At 38.8% G+C, this 15,477-nt stretch carries 11 protein-coding genes and 1 pseudogene; 6 read left to right on the top strand and 6 right to left on the bottom strand.

Annotated features, from left to right (window positions below; genetic code table 11):
• Window positions 1-243: 243 nt before the first annotated feature.
• A complete protein-coding gene (locus tag JP39_RS02730; protein ID WP_041500046.1) occupies window positions 244-723 on the bottom strand; it encodes a DUF2507 domain-containing protein in 480 nt (159 codons plus the stop codon).
• Between the two features lie 114 nt (window positions 724-837).
• Here JP39_RS02730 and JP39_RS12865 point away from each other — a divergent pair.
• From JP39_RS12865 to JP39_RS02750, 3 genes and pseudogenes are all read left to right on the top strand, one after another.
• Window positions 838-2,239: pseudogene (locus JP39_RS12865) on the top strand (XTP/dITP diphosphatase).
• Window positions 2,240-2,641: 402 nt separating this feature from the next.
• Window positions 2,642-3,052: a DUF948 domain-containing protein gene (locus JP39_RS02745; RefSeq protein ID WP_041500042.1), complete on the top strand. Its 411-nt coding sequence runs from the start codon at window positions 2,642-2,644 to the stop codon at window positions 3,050-3,052.
• A 2-nt stretch (window positions 3,053-3,054) separates the two neighbouring features.
• Window positions 3,055-3,360, top strand: a complete 306-nt coding sequence (locus JP39_RS02750; RefSeq protein ID WP_041500040.1) for a hypothetical protein — start codon at window positions 3,055-3,057, stop codon at window positions 3,358-3,360.
• A gap of 497 nt (window positions 3,361-3,857) precedes the next feature.
• Here JP39_RS02750 and JP39_RS02760 read toward each other — a convergent pair whose 3' ends face one another.
• The gene (locus JP39_RS02760; RefSeq protein ID WP_041500037.1) at window positions 3,858-4,958 is read right to left on the bottom strand and encodes a M24 family metallopeptidase; all 1,101 of its coding nucleotides are present in this window, start codon (window positions 4,956-4,958) and stop codon (window positions 3,858-3,860) included.
• Window positions 4,959-5,130: 172 nt separating this feature from the next.
• On the opposite strand from JP39_RS02760, the gene ccpA reads away from it, so the two are divergent.
• Entirely contained in the window at window positions 5,131-6,132 is a 1,002-nt protein-coding gene (gene ccpA, locus JP39_RS02765) for a catabolite control protein A (RefSeq protein WP_041500036.1), read from the top strand.
• A gap of 730 nt (window positions 6,133-6,862) precedes the next feature.
• On the opposite strand, the gene JP39_RS02770 is transcribed toward ccpA, so the two are convergent.
• The 4 genes from JP39_RS02770 to JP39_RS02785 all read right to left on the bottom strand — a co-directional run bounded on the left by JP39_RS02770 (window position 6,863) and on the right by JP39_RS02785 (window position 13,471).
• Window positions 6,863-7,168 (bottom strand): hypothetical protein, encoded by a 306-nt coding sequence (locus JP39_RS02770; RefSeq protein ID WP_041500034.1) that lies wholly within the window; start codon window positions 7,166-7,168, stop codon window positions 6,863-6,865.
• A gap of 247 nt (window positions 7,169-7,415) precedes the next feature.
• Window positions 7,416-10,166, bottom strand: coding sequence for a transglycosylase domain-containing protein (locus JP39_RS02775; RefSeq protein ID WP_041500032.1), 2,751 nt, complete (start codon window positions 10,164-10,166; stop codon window positions 7,416-7,418).
• Window positions 10,167-10,577: 411 nt separating this feature from the next.
• Window positions 10,578-11,975, bottom strand: a complete 1,398-nt coding sequence (gene pepV, locus JP39_RS02780; protein WP_041500031.1) for a dipeptidase PepV — start codon at window positions 11,973-11,975, stop codon at window positions 10,578-10,580.
• Between the two features lie 65 nt (window positions 11,976-12,040).
• A complete protein-coding gene (locus tag JP39_RS02785) occupies window positions 12,041-13,471 on the bottom strand; it encodes a glycerophosphodiester phosphodiesterase (protein WP_041500030.1) in 1,431 nt (476 codons plus the stop codon).
• A 979-nt stretch (window positions 13,472-14,450) separates the two neighbouring features.
• On the opposite strand from JP39_RS02785, the gene JP39_RS02790 reads away from it, so the two are divergent.
• Together JP39_RS02790 and JP39_RS02795 are read left to right on the top strand one after the other, a co-directional pair.
• Window positions 14,451-14,786: a hypothetical protein gene (locus JP39_RS02790; RefSeq protein WP_041500029.1), complete on the top strand. Its 336-nt coding sequence runs from the start codon at window positions 14,451-14,453 to the stop codon at window positions 14,784-14,786.
• Window positions 14,786-15,403, top strand: coding sequence for a metallophosphoesterase family protein (locus JP39_RS02795; RefSeq protein WP_041500028.1), 618 nt, complete (start codon window positions 14,786-14,788; stop codon window positions 15,401-15,403). The genes JP39_RS02790 and JP39_RS02795 overlap by 1 nt, the downstream gene beginning before the upstream one ends.
• The last annotated feature ends 74 nt before the right edge of the window (window positions 15,404-15,477 follow it).

The raw sequence follows: 15,477 nt of genomic DNA on the forward strand, positions 1-15,477 counted from the left end.
TTACACCACCGGGCGTGTTTGGAGACTTACCGGTTTTTGGTAAGGCTTCAAACCGAGGTGTGAGACCTTGGCTCACGCCGGTCCGCATAGCAGGTTAATACTCTCATCTCTGGAGACGGCAAATAAAAAAATAAGCAAGCCTCAATACCCTGATAGATCAGGATTTGAGACTTGCTTATTTATTTGTTGTTATAAATTTTAAGCAATAAACGCAGTCACTTTGATCGGTTTTTGGTGTATACTTTAGTTTCGATCAATTTGAATTTTAATTGTCACGCTTTTGGCTTTACTGTTTACAGTATATGTTCCTAAACAATATGCTGCGATTGTTTTTTCAACAGTTTCAGCAATTATTCCAGTTTCTAATGAGAACTCTGGATCATCATTATTCGTATCAAAACGTTGTTTAACTTCAGGACCAGTTAACTTATATGTATAACTCTTCGGTGTTTGCTTGGTAATTTCTAATTTACCGAAACCAGCCTTGATGAATAGGTCGGGTAAGCTTTCCATATCGAGAATCAATTGACGGCTGAGGTTTTTACCGGCCCAATACAATAATTCGACGGCATCCTTGTCAAGCAAATCGGGTAGAATAAAATCACGGAGTACTGAAACTGCAAAGTAGTTTTCAGTTAACGTATCTGTACTCTCACCGTTTTCACTTTTCTTTAGAGCATCAGTTAACGTTGATTTGTTAAGATCTTTTGATTTTGCGGCCATTGCTATAACTCCTTTTTTCAGACAATTCATTATATCATTAGAGTAATTGCTTTTTAAGTCATTGTAAAAGATAGCACGGAAAAATTTCACTTAAATGAGAGTGGGGGAAACATTATGAGTGATCATAGACCAATTGGAGTATTAGATTCTGGATTGGGCGGATTAACCGTCGTTAAAGAAGTACTCCGTCAATTGCCAGCTGAGAATATCATTTTCATTGGCGATGAAGCACGTATGCCTTACGGTGTAAAAACTAAGGAACAAATTATCGCTTATACCCGAGAAATGGTACAGTTTTTGATTAGCCAGAATGTAAAACTAATTATTTATGGATGCAATACCGCTACTGCCAATGCTTTGGAAGAATTGAGAACTGAATTTACTGTTCCAATGATTGGAGTAATTCAACCGGGTTCACAAGCAGCAGTTAAAGTTTCTAAAACTGGTAATATCGGTATTATTGGAACTGAATCGACGATTAATTCCAAGAGTTACAGCCAAACAATTACTGGGATTAACTCGAGTGCCAAGGTTTTAGGGATTGCAGCACAGAAATTCGTTGCACTTGTGGAAGCTGATAAAGTTAACAGTCAAGAGGCTGAAGCCGATATTGCCAAAACTTTATCGCCATTTAAAAATAGCAATTATGACACTTTAATTTTGGGATGCACACACTTCCCAATGTTGAAGACACAAATCAATAACTACTTACCAAAAATGACTTTGGTTGACCCCGCAGTCAGCACGGTTGAAGTGGCGAAAACTTATTTAACAGATAATGAGCTTTTAACAAATCAAAATAATAGAACAATTAAACTTTATACAACTGGCGGCATTGACGAGTTCTCAAAACTTGCAAAACGTTGGTTACAGACTGACATTGATGAAATCAGTTTAGTAAATATTGGAGGCAACGATGAAAGAAATAATCATAGCAACTAAGAATCCCGGCAAAGCTCGTGAGTTCAAAAGCATCTTTAACGATGAAGATTTCACATTGAAGACTTTATTGGATTTTCCAGAATTCCCTGAAATTAGAGAGACTGGTAAGACTTTTGAAGAGAATGCCAAACTTAAGGCACATGCAGTGATGGAACGCTTCAATTTACCAACCATTGCCGATGACTCCGGATTACAAGTTGATGCTTTGTACGGTCGACCAGGCGTGTATTCAGCACGTTATGCAGGAGATCACAATGACGCAGCCAACAATGCCAAACTTTTGAGTGAATTAGGTGGAGTACCAAAAGAAAAGAGAACCGCCCGTTTCTTTTCAACATTAGTTTTCGCTAGTCCTAACAATGACGAAGATTTAGTTGTTGAAGGAGAAGTCAAGGGTTTGATTGGCTTGTTCCCAGCAGGAGACGACGGTTTCGGTTATGATCCATTATTTTATCTACCAGAATTAGATAAGACGATGGCGCAGTTGAGCGTGGACGAGAAGAATGCTATCAGTCACCGAGGACATGCGATTCAGAAGCTAGAAAAGCAATGGCAAGACTGGATTAAGTGGTAGATTTTTTCTGGATTTTGAAAGATATAAACGTTATGTAACGGTTTCAAGTACAATTTATTTAATGTGTTTTTAGACTATGAAATATTTATAATAGGTTATCAACTAACATCATGCGTTGGTTAGATTGCTTATACTAATAGAATGTGAATTAGTCGGAGGGGGACAGAAATATAGTCAGCAGTGAAGGTGGCGTTATGGCTTCAGCCATTACACCACAGGACGAGTTTTGAAATTCGCGTACTTTGCGAAGTTCAAAATCGAGGTTCGAGACCGTACTTTGGCTCGGACCGGTCCTCACAGCAGACTATATTTCTGTCACCCGGAGAAGGCAGGTAATTAATTGCCGATGAATTGATATAATGCTAGTATGAAAGTGCTATTAAAATACAGGAGGGTAAGATTATGACTGGTGGACAAATTGCAGGCTTAATCGCGGCAGTTGCTTTTGTAGTATTGGTTGTATATTTAGCCAGAACATTAGTCCAAACTGCTAAATTGCTTCAAGAATTGCAAGAAACTATGAAGGAAACAACTAAGATGGTTGAAGTCCTTTCTAAGAATACTGAACAGATTATGGATCAAAGTACTAAGTTAGTTGATAAGACTAACACCTTGATGGATGATGTTAACAGCAAATCCAGCAAGTTGAACCCATTATTTGATACAGTTGAGAACCTCGGTAAGAAATCTGCTAAAGCAACAGAGGAAAAGCCAAACACTGGCTTTAATTTCCAAAACTTGATGACAGTAGGTAACATTGCCACAGTTGCTAAGACGGCTGCTAAGTTCTGGCCAAGAAAGAAGAATAAATAATTATGAAAAATAATCATTTTGTATTGGGCCTACTCTTAGGCTGCGCCTCAGGATATGCTGCTTCTAAGTATTTAACAAGTGAATCAGGTCAAAAGCTATTGGAAAATATCATGACAATTCGTGCAGATTTCAATAATGGCGGCGTTGGCTTGAGTACAAACAGTGATCTGGTTGATTCATTCAACGAAAAGACAGATGCCTTGAAGGATCACATGTCAAAAATTAAAGAGAGTGAAGATACATCAGATATTGTCTTCAATGAAGATGACCTAAATGATGAAAATTCTCTTAAAAGCAATAAAGATTAATTTGTAAATTTATAGGATTTCAACTTGTGTTTAAGAGTTGAGGTCTTTTTTTATTGGGCCGCCTCCGTGTGACAGTAAATGCAGTTCTGCCATGGGGACCGGTCCGAGCCAAGGTCTCGAACCTCGATTTTGAACTTCGCAGAAACCACGAATTTCAAAAATCGTCCCGTGGTGTAAGGGATAAATCCCTAATGCCACCTTCATGGCAGACTGCATTTACTGTCACACTCCGGCTAGTTTATTTCTTGTTTGATCTGTTGTTATAAATTTTAGAATGCTATACAAAAAAGGGCAAAACACTGTATTAGTCAATGTTTTGTCCTTTTAGCTTTAAATATGTAACTGCAAGTTTAAGTTAATTATGAATATTACTAAATGGTTAGTTAAAGTCCAATTAGTCGGAAGAGATGAGAATATTCACCCGCTGTGGGTGTGAGACCTTGGCTCACGCCGGTCCGCATAGCAGGTGAAATATTCTCATCTCTGGAGACGGCCCCCTAGTTGATATATTGCAATTCTTTACTTGTATGTGTAAATGGTTCGCAACCATCTTCTGTGATATAAACACAATCTTCAATTCTAACTCCGGCAACGTTTGGAATGTAGATTCCGGGTTCGATTGAGAAGCACATGCCTGGTTTCAATTCCATGTCATTGCCTTCCATGATTGAAGGGAATTCGTGTTCTGATGCTCCCATACCATGTCCTAGACGGTGAATGAAGTATTCGCCATAACCAGCTTTAGTGATAATGTCACGTGCAACTTTATCTAGTTCAGCAGCGGTGATACCAGGTTTAGCGGCATCCATAGCAGCGTATTGAGCTTCAAGGTCGACTTTGTAAATGTCGAGTGACTTAGCATCTGGTTGACCGAAAGCCACGGTTCTTGATGCATCACTGATATAGCCGTTGTGAACTGTTCCAAGGTCAAAGAGGATTAATTCATCACGTTTGATTGGTGTCTTCTCAGGGCCACCATGTGGATTAGCAGCATTGGCTCCGGCTTGAACGATAGTGTCAAAACTCATGTGCATGACACCTTTTTTCATCATAGCGTATTCGATTTCGGCTACGACTTCTTGTTCCGTACGGCCTTCTTTAATTGCCTTGAAAGCAACTGAGAAAGCGTAGTCAGCTTCATCACCAGCAGCTTTTAATTCAGCAATTTCTTCTGGAGTTTTGATAAGCTTGGCATTTTCCATGTAACGTGAAAGGTTAACTGGGAATTTAGCGTCAGGGAATTGTTGTCTCAAAGCTTCAAGCTTTTGAACAGACATGTTATCCTTTTCGATACCCCAGTTGACAGGTGAACCAGCAACGTCTTTGATATGACCAGCCATCAAAGCAAATGGATCTTCATGATCGAGATAACCAAAGACATCTTTATCCCAGCCAGCATCCTTAGCAGCTTCAACTTCAAGCTGTGGTGCGAACATAAATGGGTCTTTGTCTGGGAAAACGAGTAGTGCAAGAATACGTTCTACTGGGTCGCTGTAAAAACCAGTAAAATAGTTGATATCTTCGGGGCTTGAAATATATGCAGCATCAAGTCCGTTTTGTGCTAAATACTCTTGTAGTGCGATTAATTGTTTCTTCATGAAAATACTCCTTTACGACAATATTTATTAGTAGTATATCACTGAAAATGATTTTCTTTTTGAAAAAACGTGAAAACATATACCAATGATACAGAAACCGCTTGCAAAATGTAAAGATGTTTGATAAATTAGAGATAATTAATGAAAATATTGTTTGAGAGAGTGAATATTAATGGAGAAAAAAGTAGTAACAATTTATGACGTAGCCGAAGCTGCCAACGTTTCTATGGCCACTATTTCTCGTGTAGTCAATGGTAACGCCAATGTAAAGGAAGAAACTAGAAAGCGTGTTTTGGAAGTAATCGATCGTTTAAACTATCGTCCCAACGCTGTTGCCCGTGGTTTAGCAAGTAAAAAGAGTACAACAATTGGCGTAATTTTGCCCGATATCACTAACTTGTATTATGCATCATTAGCTAAAGGTATTGACGATGTTGCCTCAATGTACAAGTACAATATCATTCTAACTAGTTTGCAAGAATCAGTTGGCGATGAAGAACAAATCTTGAATAATTTGCTATCAAAGCAAGTTGATGGGCTTATTTACATGGGCAAGCAATTGTCTAAAAAGTTGAAGCGTATCTTGGCAAACTCAAAGACACCAATCGTTTTGGCTGGTTCAGTCGATAAAAATAATGAAAGTGCCAGTGTAAACATTGATTTTACTGATGCTGTTGCCAGCGTTGTTGGTCAATTGACACAAAATGGTCACAAGAAGGTTGCCTTTGTCGGTGGCAGTCTTGAAAATCCTATTGATGGCAAGTACAGATTAGATGGTTACAAGAAGGCTTTGAAGAAAGCTCACTTGAACTTCTCATCTAACTTGGTCTTTGAAGCTGAATATTCAGTACGTGCCGGCGAAGCTATCTGGGATGCAATTCACAGTAGTGGTGCTACAGCCGCTTATGTTACAGATGATCTTCTAGCTTCAGGTATTTTGAACTCAGCCGTTAAAGCTGGCGTTAAGATTCCTGACGACTTTGAACTTGTAACAAGTAATGACACGATTCTTTGTGAAGTAACTCGTCCAAAGATGAGTTCAATCGAAGAACCATTGTATGATATTGGTGCCGTTGCTATGCGTCTTTTGACAAAGATGATGAACCAAGAACAAATTGATGACAACACAATCAAGTTGCCATACAGCATTGTTAAACGTGGTTCAACTAAATAGTTGAAATTAAAATAGAATTTTCAATCGTTAATTCAAAATTTATGGATCAGGTAACTTCAAATAATGGAGTTACCTGATTTTTTTATCTGAAAATGTGTTTAGAATAATCATTTTATTCTAGGACTGAAAGTGTATTGAAGGAGGCCGTTTCCAGAGCTGAGAGTATTCATCTGCTGCGCGGTACGGCTCGAGCCAGAGTGCGGTCTCGAACCTCGGTTGAAGCCTTACCAAAAAACGGTAAGTCTCCAACACGCCCGGTGGTGTAATGGCTAAAGCCATAACGCCACTTTCGCTGCGGATGAATACTCTCAGCTCTTCCAACTAATTTATCTTTTAATTTGATTTATTATTCTAATGAGGACTTCTGAGAATCTATGCAAATCATCATTAGTGTTATTACAACAAGAGTTATGTCGAGTTTTATCGTTCAATCTTAAATTGTTAAGTATTATATTGAGAACCGTTTAGTAATCATACGTATTCATAATCTACTAAATGATTATATGAACTGGACCATCAGAAAAAAAATAGCCTCAGGTTGGAAAAAACAGTCCGCAATGGAGGTGGCGTTATGGCTTTAGCCATTACACCACGGGACGAGTTTTGAGATTCGCGTACTTTGCGAAGCTCAAAATCGAGGTGCGAGACCTTGGCTCGCACCGGTCCCCATAGCAGACTGCTTTTTTCCAACCTGAGGCGGCAAGTACAGAAAAAAGCCTAGAGAATTTCTCTAAGCTTTCTTTTTGGAAGTTTTACGTTGTTTATGTAGTTCCCATATAATTACGACTATATAGCCAAATGCCACTAGTGAGAGACCGCCAGTTACAACTGAGCTTAATTCATAGGGGAGGTCGATAAAACCGCCTAAAATTGAATATAGTGTGTTGACTAGGACGATGGATGCTAGTGTTAATGATTTGTCCCAAATTTTAATATTATGTTTGATTTTGTAGCTGATAACGTATGCTATAAATGCAATTAGAATTACAGCTACGATATAAAGTGTGTTTTGTAAAAAGCTTGGACTGAAGTACATATGTGATCTCCTTAAATCTTAAAGTAACGTTCCCATTTTATCATAAGAAAAGCCTCAAGGTCTGAATTTGTCTGTTCTGACCTTGGGGCTTTAGTTTTTTTTATATTATATATGCGGTGGGTCTAAAACGAGTTCCGACAGGGCAACTCCTTCCGCTTTGCATAGCTTCCCAAATCATCCGCAAAGTGCGCGGATAATTCGTGAAGCTACGCAAATGCTCGGGAGCTAACCGCCCTGTCTCCACTCTCTACGCGCCAGCTGCCGGTGTCTCACCAGCATCAGCGCCGCCACCTGCGGTACCTGTATCACCAGTTCCAGATGATGATCCACCTTCAGAACCAGTTGAACCTGTGTCGCCAGTATCAGTTGATGTTGAGCCATTTCCAGACCCAGCACCTGAACCTGACCCAGAGCCGGATCCAGTACCTGTTTCTGATGAACCATTTGAGGTTGTTGAATTTGTTTGGTTATTGTTGCTGCTTGTTGTCGATGATGAGTTGTTAGTTACGACTTCGGATGATTCATTGCTATTAGTGCTGTTACTGAATCCTGAAGTACGTCCACTACCATTTTCATTGGCTAATTCGTCAGCGGATTTGTCATTTGAACCGATCTGCTTAACCACAGCATAACCATTGCTACGACCAAAGTAATTATCCCAGAATAGTTTGTAATTCTTATCTTTAGCACCGATAGCAAATTCATCGTATGACATATTCTTAGGGCTACCTTTATAGAACAAGGAATTAGTGGTGTGTTGGTTAACTTTTGTCGTAATACCGTTGTAGCCGATTGAACCGGTGTATGTACCAGTTTCTTTATCAACTTTATAAGATCTAACACCTTCGGGCTTGTTGAAAGCTTCTTTAGTGTTAAAGGTATTCTTATCTTCTTTGTAAACGGCATTGGCCATCTTCGCCCAGAGCTCTTGGTTAATATCGGTTGAATTACTTGCTAGGTTGTAATTATTGCCATAGAAGTTATCGTAACCGATCCATGAAGCCATTGTGACACCTTGAGTACTACCAATAAACCAGTTATCTCGATAATCGTTTGAAGTACCAGTTTTACCAAAGAGATTCTTGGTATTGAAGTTAGCTTCATATGATAGGGCAGAGGCAGTACCTTTAGTAACGACTCCATGTAACATATTTTTGATAATGTAAGATGTTTGTTTACTGAAGACACGAGTATTAGAACCCTTGTGTTTGTAAATCGTCTTGCCGGCGGGATCTGAAACTCTGGCAACAACGTAAGGGTCAACATGGACACCTTTGTTGGCAAAAGTTGAGAAAGCACTGGCTTGTTGAAGCACAGTCACACCATTTTCAGTACCACCTAAGGTAATACCTAATTGGTTGTATTCTTTGTTAGATAAGTGAATACCCATCTTTTCCATGTACTTCTTAGAATGAACATCGTTTTGCTTGATGTAGTTGTACAAGTTAACTGAAGGAATGTTGTATGATTCTTCCAAAGTTTCTCTAGCTGAGACAAAGCGGTTTTGAATCGTTTCACCATAGTCAGTTGGAGAATACTTCTTAAATGAAGTCTTAAAATCGGCCAACATTGTTTGAGAACCAATCAAACCATTTTCAATTGCGGGTGCAAAGGTAATCAATGGCTTAATTGAAGAACCAGGTGATCGTTTTGTATCAAACGCATGGTTCAATTGTGATTTCTTGAAGTTAACACCACCAACGAATGCTAGAACTTGACCAGTTTTGTTATCAAGTAAGACAGAACCATTTTGAACTGGCTCGGATACTTTGACAGCTCTACCAGTTGTTGGATCAGTTGCGTCATCAGAGTGGACCGTTCCCAAGTTACCCTTAAATTGTTGGGCTTGGTCATTCATTGCTTCATACAATTTCTTATCAACAGTACTGTAAATCTTGTAATTCTTATTGTGTAATTCATTGTCAGCTTGTGTCGAGTAGTTCTTGTAGAGATTTTCATCTTTGACGACATCGCTGTATTTAACACCATCATTTTTGGCTAAACGTTTGATCAAAATCGTGCGTGCCTGTTCAGATAATGTGTTGTATAGATAGCCATACTTGATTTCTCTGCTGCTTAGTTTGGCAGGCTTTTGGAAATCAGACTTCAAGTCAAACTTTCTAGCAGCATTGTATTGGGATTCGGTAATTTGATTATCACGATACATCCGATACAAAACGATATCTTTACGCTTTAAACCAAGACTAATGTCATCTTTAACGCGACCACGTAAATCGTATGGTGTATAGATTGAAGGACTTTGTGGCAAACCGGCGATAAAGGCTGATTCAGCCAAGTTCAAGTCACCGGCATTTTTGTCAAACAATCCTTGAGCAGCAGCTTGGACACCTTGAATATTTTGACCCTTATTGTTACGTCCAAAGGTTGCAGCGTTCAAATAATCTTGCAAGATCTCTTCCTTGCTGAAGTATTTATCAACACGCATAGCTAGGAAGATTTCAACGGCTTTACGTTTCCAAGTCGTTTCCGATGATAACATCTGCATCTTAACTGTTTGCTGTGTCAAAGTTGATCCACCAGTTTGCGCACCGATACCGGTAACGTCAGAAATTACGGCTCTAAAAATAGACTTTGGAACGACACCTTTGTGACGGTAGAAGTCGCTATCTTCAGTTGAGACGATAGCTTTCTTCAAGTAAGGAGACATCTCTGAAAGGGAAATTTTCTTACCTTCAAGGTCCTTTTGGAGACTTTCAACCTTTTCGCCATTGGCAAAATATAAAGTGGCTGAATTATTAACGTCTTGAAGTTCAGTCTGCATTTCATGTTTGGTTGGTACATCTACTTTGTTAGTCAAAGCAGAAACATAGCCCATACCTAAACCGATTGCTAAACTCATAATAATCAATAACCCGGCGAGCGAGTAGAGGATTATCCTGCGAATAACTTCAATCGTTAGATTAGCTTTCTTAGCAAAATCAGACCAGCTCTTGATACTTTTGAAGCTGTCGACAATGCTATTCCATAAATTTTTCACTTTTAAATAAGCTCCCTTAAAAAGTTACATACCGTAATTATATAATAAAATCGATTTAGAAGTGTAAAAACAAAAAAAGTTCCGTAGAAAAGTACTTCTACAGAACTTTTTGAATTGTTATTTAAGGCCGTCTACAGGGATGAGAATATTAACCTGCTATGCGGGCCGGTCCGAGCCGAAGTGCGGTCTCGAACCTCGGTTTTGAAGCCTTACCATAACCCGGTAAGTCTCCAAACTCGCCCGGTGGTGTAAGAGCTAAAGCTCTAACGCCACACCCACAGCGGGTTAATATTCTCATCCCTTCCGACTAATTTAATTTATTTTCAAATGATTAGATATTTGTTTGTATTAATTAAATGTTTAAATATGAAGATTATATTCATTCATTGTTGTAATAGCTCTAGTTTTAATTTATTTAATCAAACGGTAAATAGCATCTGCGTAAATAGCAGTCGACTTCATTAGTTTATCGAGATTAATATATTCGTTAGGTTGATGCATGACGTTTTCGTCACCAGGGAACATTGCACCGTAGGCAATACCATGTTTTAAGATACGTCCATAAGTACCACCACCGACTGTAAATGGTTCGGTATCGTCGTCTGTGTGATCACGGTAGGCTCCAACAAGTGCTTGAACCAATGGATCATCTGCAGCAACAAAGTGTGGTAATTGGTTGTGTCCTTCAATAGCGGCGGAAACATTTTCTGGTAAGGCTTTGTTAATCTTGTCAGTCAATGTTTCGCCTGTGTCACCTTTTGGATAACGGATGTTTAACAAGATGTTAGCCTTGTCAGCATCGTATTCATAAATGTTAGGTGAGAGTGTTAATTCACCCATGACATCATCTTTGTTGGCAATACCTAAGTGTTTGCCGGCAAAATCTAAGTGTAAGTCGTTGGCAATAAATGAGAAGTAAAGTTTTTCACTATCATTCAAGTCAAAGGCAGTTAGGAATTTAGCTAGGTAAGTTGCGGCATTGATACCATTGTATGGTTCCATGGCATGAGCTCCTTTACCAATAATCTTAACTGAGGCAATGTCGTCTGTAACGGTTACGCTACCTTTGATTTCAGGATTTGCTGCTAAGAAGTCGTTAAGGTTAGCTTTAACATCTTCAACAGAAACTTTAGTCAAATCAAGGTCTGATTCAGCGTTTTGAGGAACCATGTTAGGTCTGATTCCGGCAACAAAGTTTTTAACTAAGCCGATAGTTGGTGTTGGGAAATTAACTCTGAATGAGACGATTCCTTTTTCACCATTGATGGCAGGGAATTCAGCGTCGGGCGAGAAACCAGTTTCTGGCAAAGTTTCCTTTTCCATGTAGTGGTTCATACCGACCCATTCGCTCTCTTCGTCAGTTCCTAAAATCAATTGGGCACTCTTGCTTGTGGGCAAGTTGAGTTCTTTGATAATTTTCATAGCGTAGTAGGCAGCTAAACTAGGTCCTTTATCATCTGAAGCACCACGAGCATAAAAGTTACCATCTTTGATAACTGGTTCAAATGGGTTAGTGTTCCAACCTGGTCCTTCAGGCACAACATCCACGTGAGCTAAAATGGCGATGGCATCGTCGCTGTCCCCAAGTTCAATTCTTCCGGCAAGATTGTCGACGTTCTTAGTTGCGAAACCATCACGATCTGCAAAGTGTAAAAATGTTTGTAGAGCTTTTGCTGGTCCAGGTCCTAGTGGATAATCGCTAGTCTTGTGTTCTGTATCTCTAGAACTATCAATACTTACTAATTCAGAAAGATCATTTATTAGTTCATCTGAACGATGTGAAACTTCCTTTTCCCAATCTATAGACATATATCTTTGACCTCCACACGAGTTTTTTATATTTTACCAAAGGTTGACCTTAAAGGCTAATCTACCTAAATTTTATTTATGGAATCGTTGTCATTATTAACCGAGAAATTAATATAAAAGTTGTTGATTTCTCTGATTAGACTGGCATTTTTTAAACTTTGGTCACCAGTTGGTTTAAAGTTTGCAAAATCCTGTAATAAATCAATATTTTTGATTCTTTGGCCACGAGGTAAATCCTGATAACTGTCTAATGAATTATTCCCAAAATATGATTCAGGATTCAGTTGAATCAAAACATTATGGGCATTGATCCAGCCATTTTTTAACTTGAGCCAAGTTTGTGTGCCATACTTTTGAATCGTAATGATACGTTGTGGCTTGTTGGCTTCTAAGCGATTGACGATTGAATTTGAATCGGTCGGGTCACTATATAGGAAGTTATCTGGTTGTTGATTACGAAAGACTACTTTAGCACCAAAATATTGACGCAAATCACGTAAGGCATATTCAGAGTTAAAGCCGGTCGCGTTAGCAAATTTGTTTTCGCCAAGTTGAACGTATTTCTCACCATTAAACTTGATGATATTAGTGATGTGATAGCCATCAAGCGGATTAACAGTTTTGCCAGTTTTAATTAAACGGTAAGGGTTCTCATAAATAGTTTCCTTTTGACTGCTCATGTAATAGACATTCTGATTGAGCGCTTCGGATTTTGACTGGTCCTTGAGCTGACGATATTCGTTACCAGTAGCAGGGTAGTTGGTGACCACACCATCAATCGGCATGTTGATCAACGTATTCCACTTCTTAGGACTCTCATTCATTTCATCCCAAACGTAAATGCTCTTGCCCATAAAATGCATCGTATCAATAATTTGCGGCGTAACAATATTAGATGACACATTAACGCCAGTAACGTATTGCAAAATATCAAAATTGATTCGTTTAGTTGTCCCAGCAATGAAAATCCGAGGGATGTCAGGCATCAATTGTGCTTCATTTTCCAAACTCTTAGTTGAGAAGGAGTGGAACATAACACGGTTTTGCATGCCATAAGTGTCGATAACTTGTTTGAGCAAGGCTTCCATATTTTGTGGATTACCCTTTTTAGTTTTTTTAGTTTCAATTAAAAACTTAGCTTTAGGATTATTTTTGTAATGTTCAAAGACTTGGTTCAAACTATGAATAGGCTCGCCATTCTTCTGATTTAACTGAGCTAGTTCAGAGAAGTTGTGTTGCGAGACAATTTCCGAAGTACCAGTAACACGCTCAAGGTCTCGGTCATGAGAAACAACTAAGACATTATCTTTGGAAACGTGCAAATCGAGTTCAACGTAATCGGCCCCTTCAGAGAAAGCTTTATCAAAACTCTCAAATGTTTCTTCGGGAGCATTGATTGGATCGCCACGGTGACCAATGACGGTAAAACCACTAGCAAAGATAAAAATTAATAAAGCTAGCGATATTTTGAAAAGATTGAAACTTTTTGAAATCATAATTAACTCCCTAAGTTTTTAGATATTATATACTGTAGTAAGGCTGGTGTTTGGGCCGCCTCCGGTCGTCAGGAATATAGTCCGCTATGAGGACCGGTCCGAGCCAAGGTCTCGAACCTCGATTTTGAGCTTCGCAAAGTACGCGAATCTCAAAACTCGCCCTGTGGTGTAAGAGCTAAAGCTCTAACGCCACCTCCACAGCGTACTATATTCCTGACGACCGGAGGCTAGTGCATTTTTGGCTTATGATTCATACTTGGTATGAATATATATATATCTAAAATAGTAAGTGATGTTGGTTTTGTTACTACTATTTCCAATTAATCAAACGATTTACAAGTCTATAGGTTGAATGAACTAGAATAGATATGAAAAATACGCATGGTGCTAGTTGATAACCTGTTACAAATATTTTATAGTCTAAAATTATTTAAATGCTTTCACATTCAATTAATAAAGATTAATTAGTCGGAAGAGCTGGGAAATATTTGTGTGCCGTGGTAGTGGTATAAGTACGGAAGGAATCTTCCGTACTTATACCACCGGACGTGTTTGGAGACTTGACGAACTGTGTCAAGGCTTCAAACCGAGGTTCGAGACCGCACTTTGGCTCGGACCGTTCCGCACAGCTTGAGAATATTTCCCAGCTCTGTAGACGGCATACTTAACTAGCACCACGCGTATGAAAAATGTTTTTATGGAAACAGCTGTAATCTATTCAGTATATATTAAAACAACTCTGAATGATTATTATTAATAATGAGGAAACAAATTAGTCGGAAGAGCTGAGAGTATTCACCAGCAGTGGAAGTGGCGTTATGGCTTTAGCCATTACACCACCGACGTATTTTGAGATTTGCGGTTTTTGCAAAGCTCAAAATCGAGGCTCGAGACCGAACTTTGGCTCGAGCCGGTCGCACAGCAGGCGAAATACTCTCGGCTCTGGAGACGGGATATTTTTAAACGTGAGGTATTAAGAATGGACAATGAGAAACAGACGTTAGATATAATTGAACAAATTACTCGTAATGATGGCACTAAGTATTATGAACTTGCCAATATCGTTATGAATGGTCGTGCAGAAAAGGCTGCAGAACTTGGTATGATTAAAGAAGTTAGGATTTTGAAACTTAACATTCCACATTCTTCAGCGGTTACTGTCTACGAGGATTACGTCAACGCAAATTATACAGTTCCACCAATGAATTTAAAAGAATGGGTTGAATACAAGAAACCTGAGGGTAAAGTTCGGGATGCATTCAATGAAATCTTAAAAGCTAACCGAATAATTTCAAAGGAAGATAACGCTGAATAATGAATTATTTTATAGCCGATACACATTTTTATCATTATCAATTATTAGAGCCTAATAATTTTGCACCACGTCATTTCGGTAACGTTGATGAAATGAATCAGGCTATGATTGATGCTTGGAATGCTCGAGTTGATGAAAATGACCGAGTTTATCATTTGGGTGATATTTCAATGCGCCCACAGAACACACCAACTGATGAAGAAACTTATGATATGTTGCGCCAATTGAATGGGCATATGACTCTGATCAAGGGAAATCATGATTATCGTTCACTCTTTAAATTTTTGGATAAGCACAATGAAACGATGGCCGATGGTAAGCCAAGATTTGAGTTTGAGGATGTCGGTTCACTGTTGAAGTTTGATCATCACCAATTTTATTGCACACACTATCCAATGCTTTTAGGAAAAGTCGATAAGATTATCAATTTGCACGGACATATTCATCATTACGCTGTACCGATTGCTGAAAATATCAACGTTGGTGTCGATGCGCCTGAACGTGATTATTTGTCAGAAGATTTGCCATGGGGTTCGCCTTTACGTGGTGAAGAGATTTTGGAAATGTATGCTAAGAAGCAAAAAGATATGGCTAGATTGCAGCGAGATGCAAGATGATGACCAGTAACAAATATCTCATCGATTAAAATAATGAAATGTAAATACTTTTATATACATTTTCATTTCATTAT

The sequence above is a fragment of the Companilactobacillus heilongjiangensis genome (genome assembly GCF_000831645.3).
GTDB lineage: Bacteria > Bacillota > Bacilli > Lactobacillales > Lactobacillaceae > Companilactobacillus > Companilactobacillus heilongjiangensis.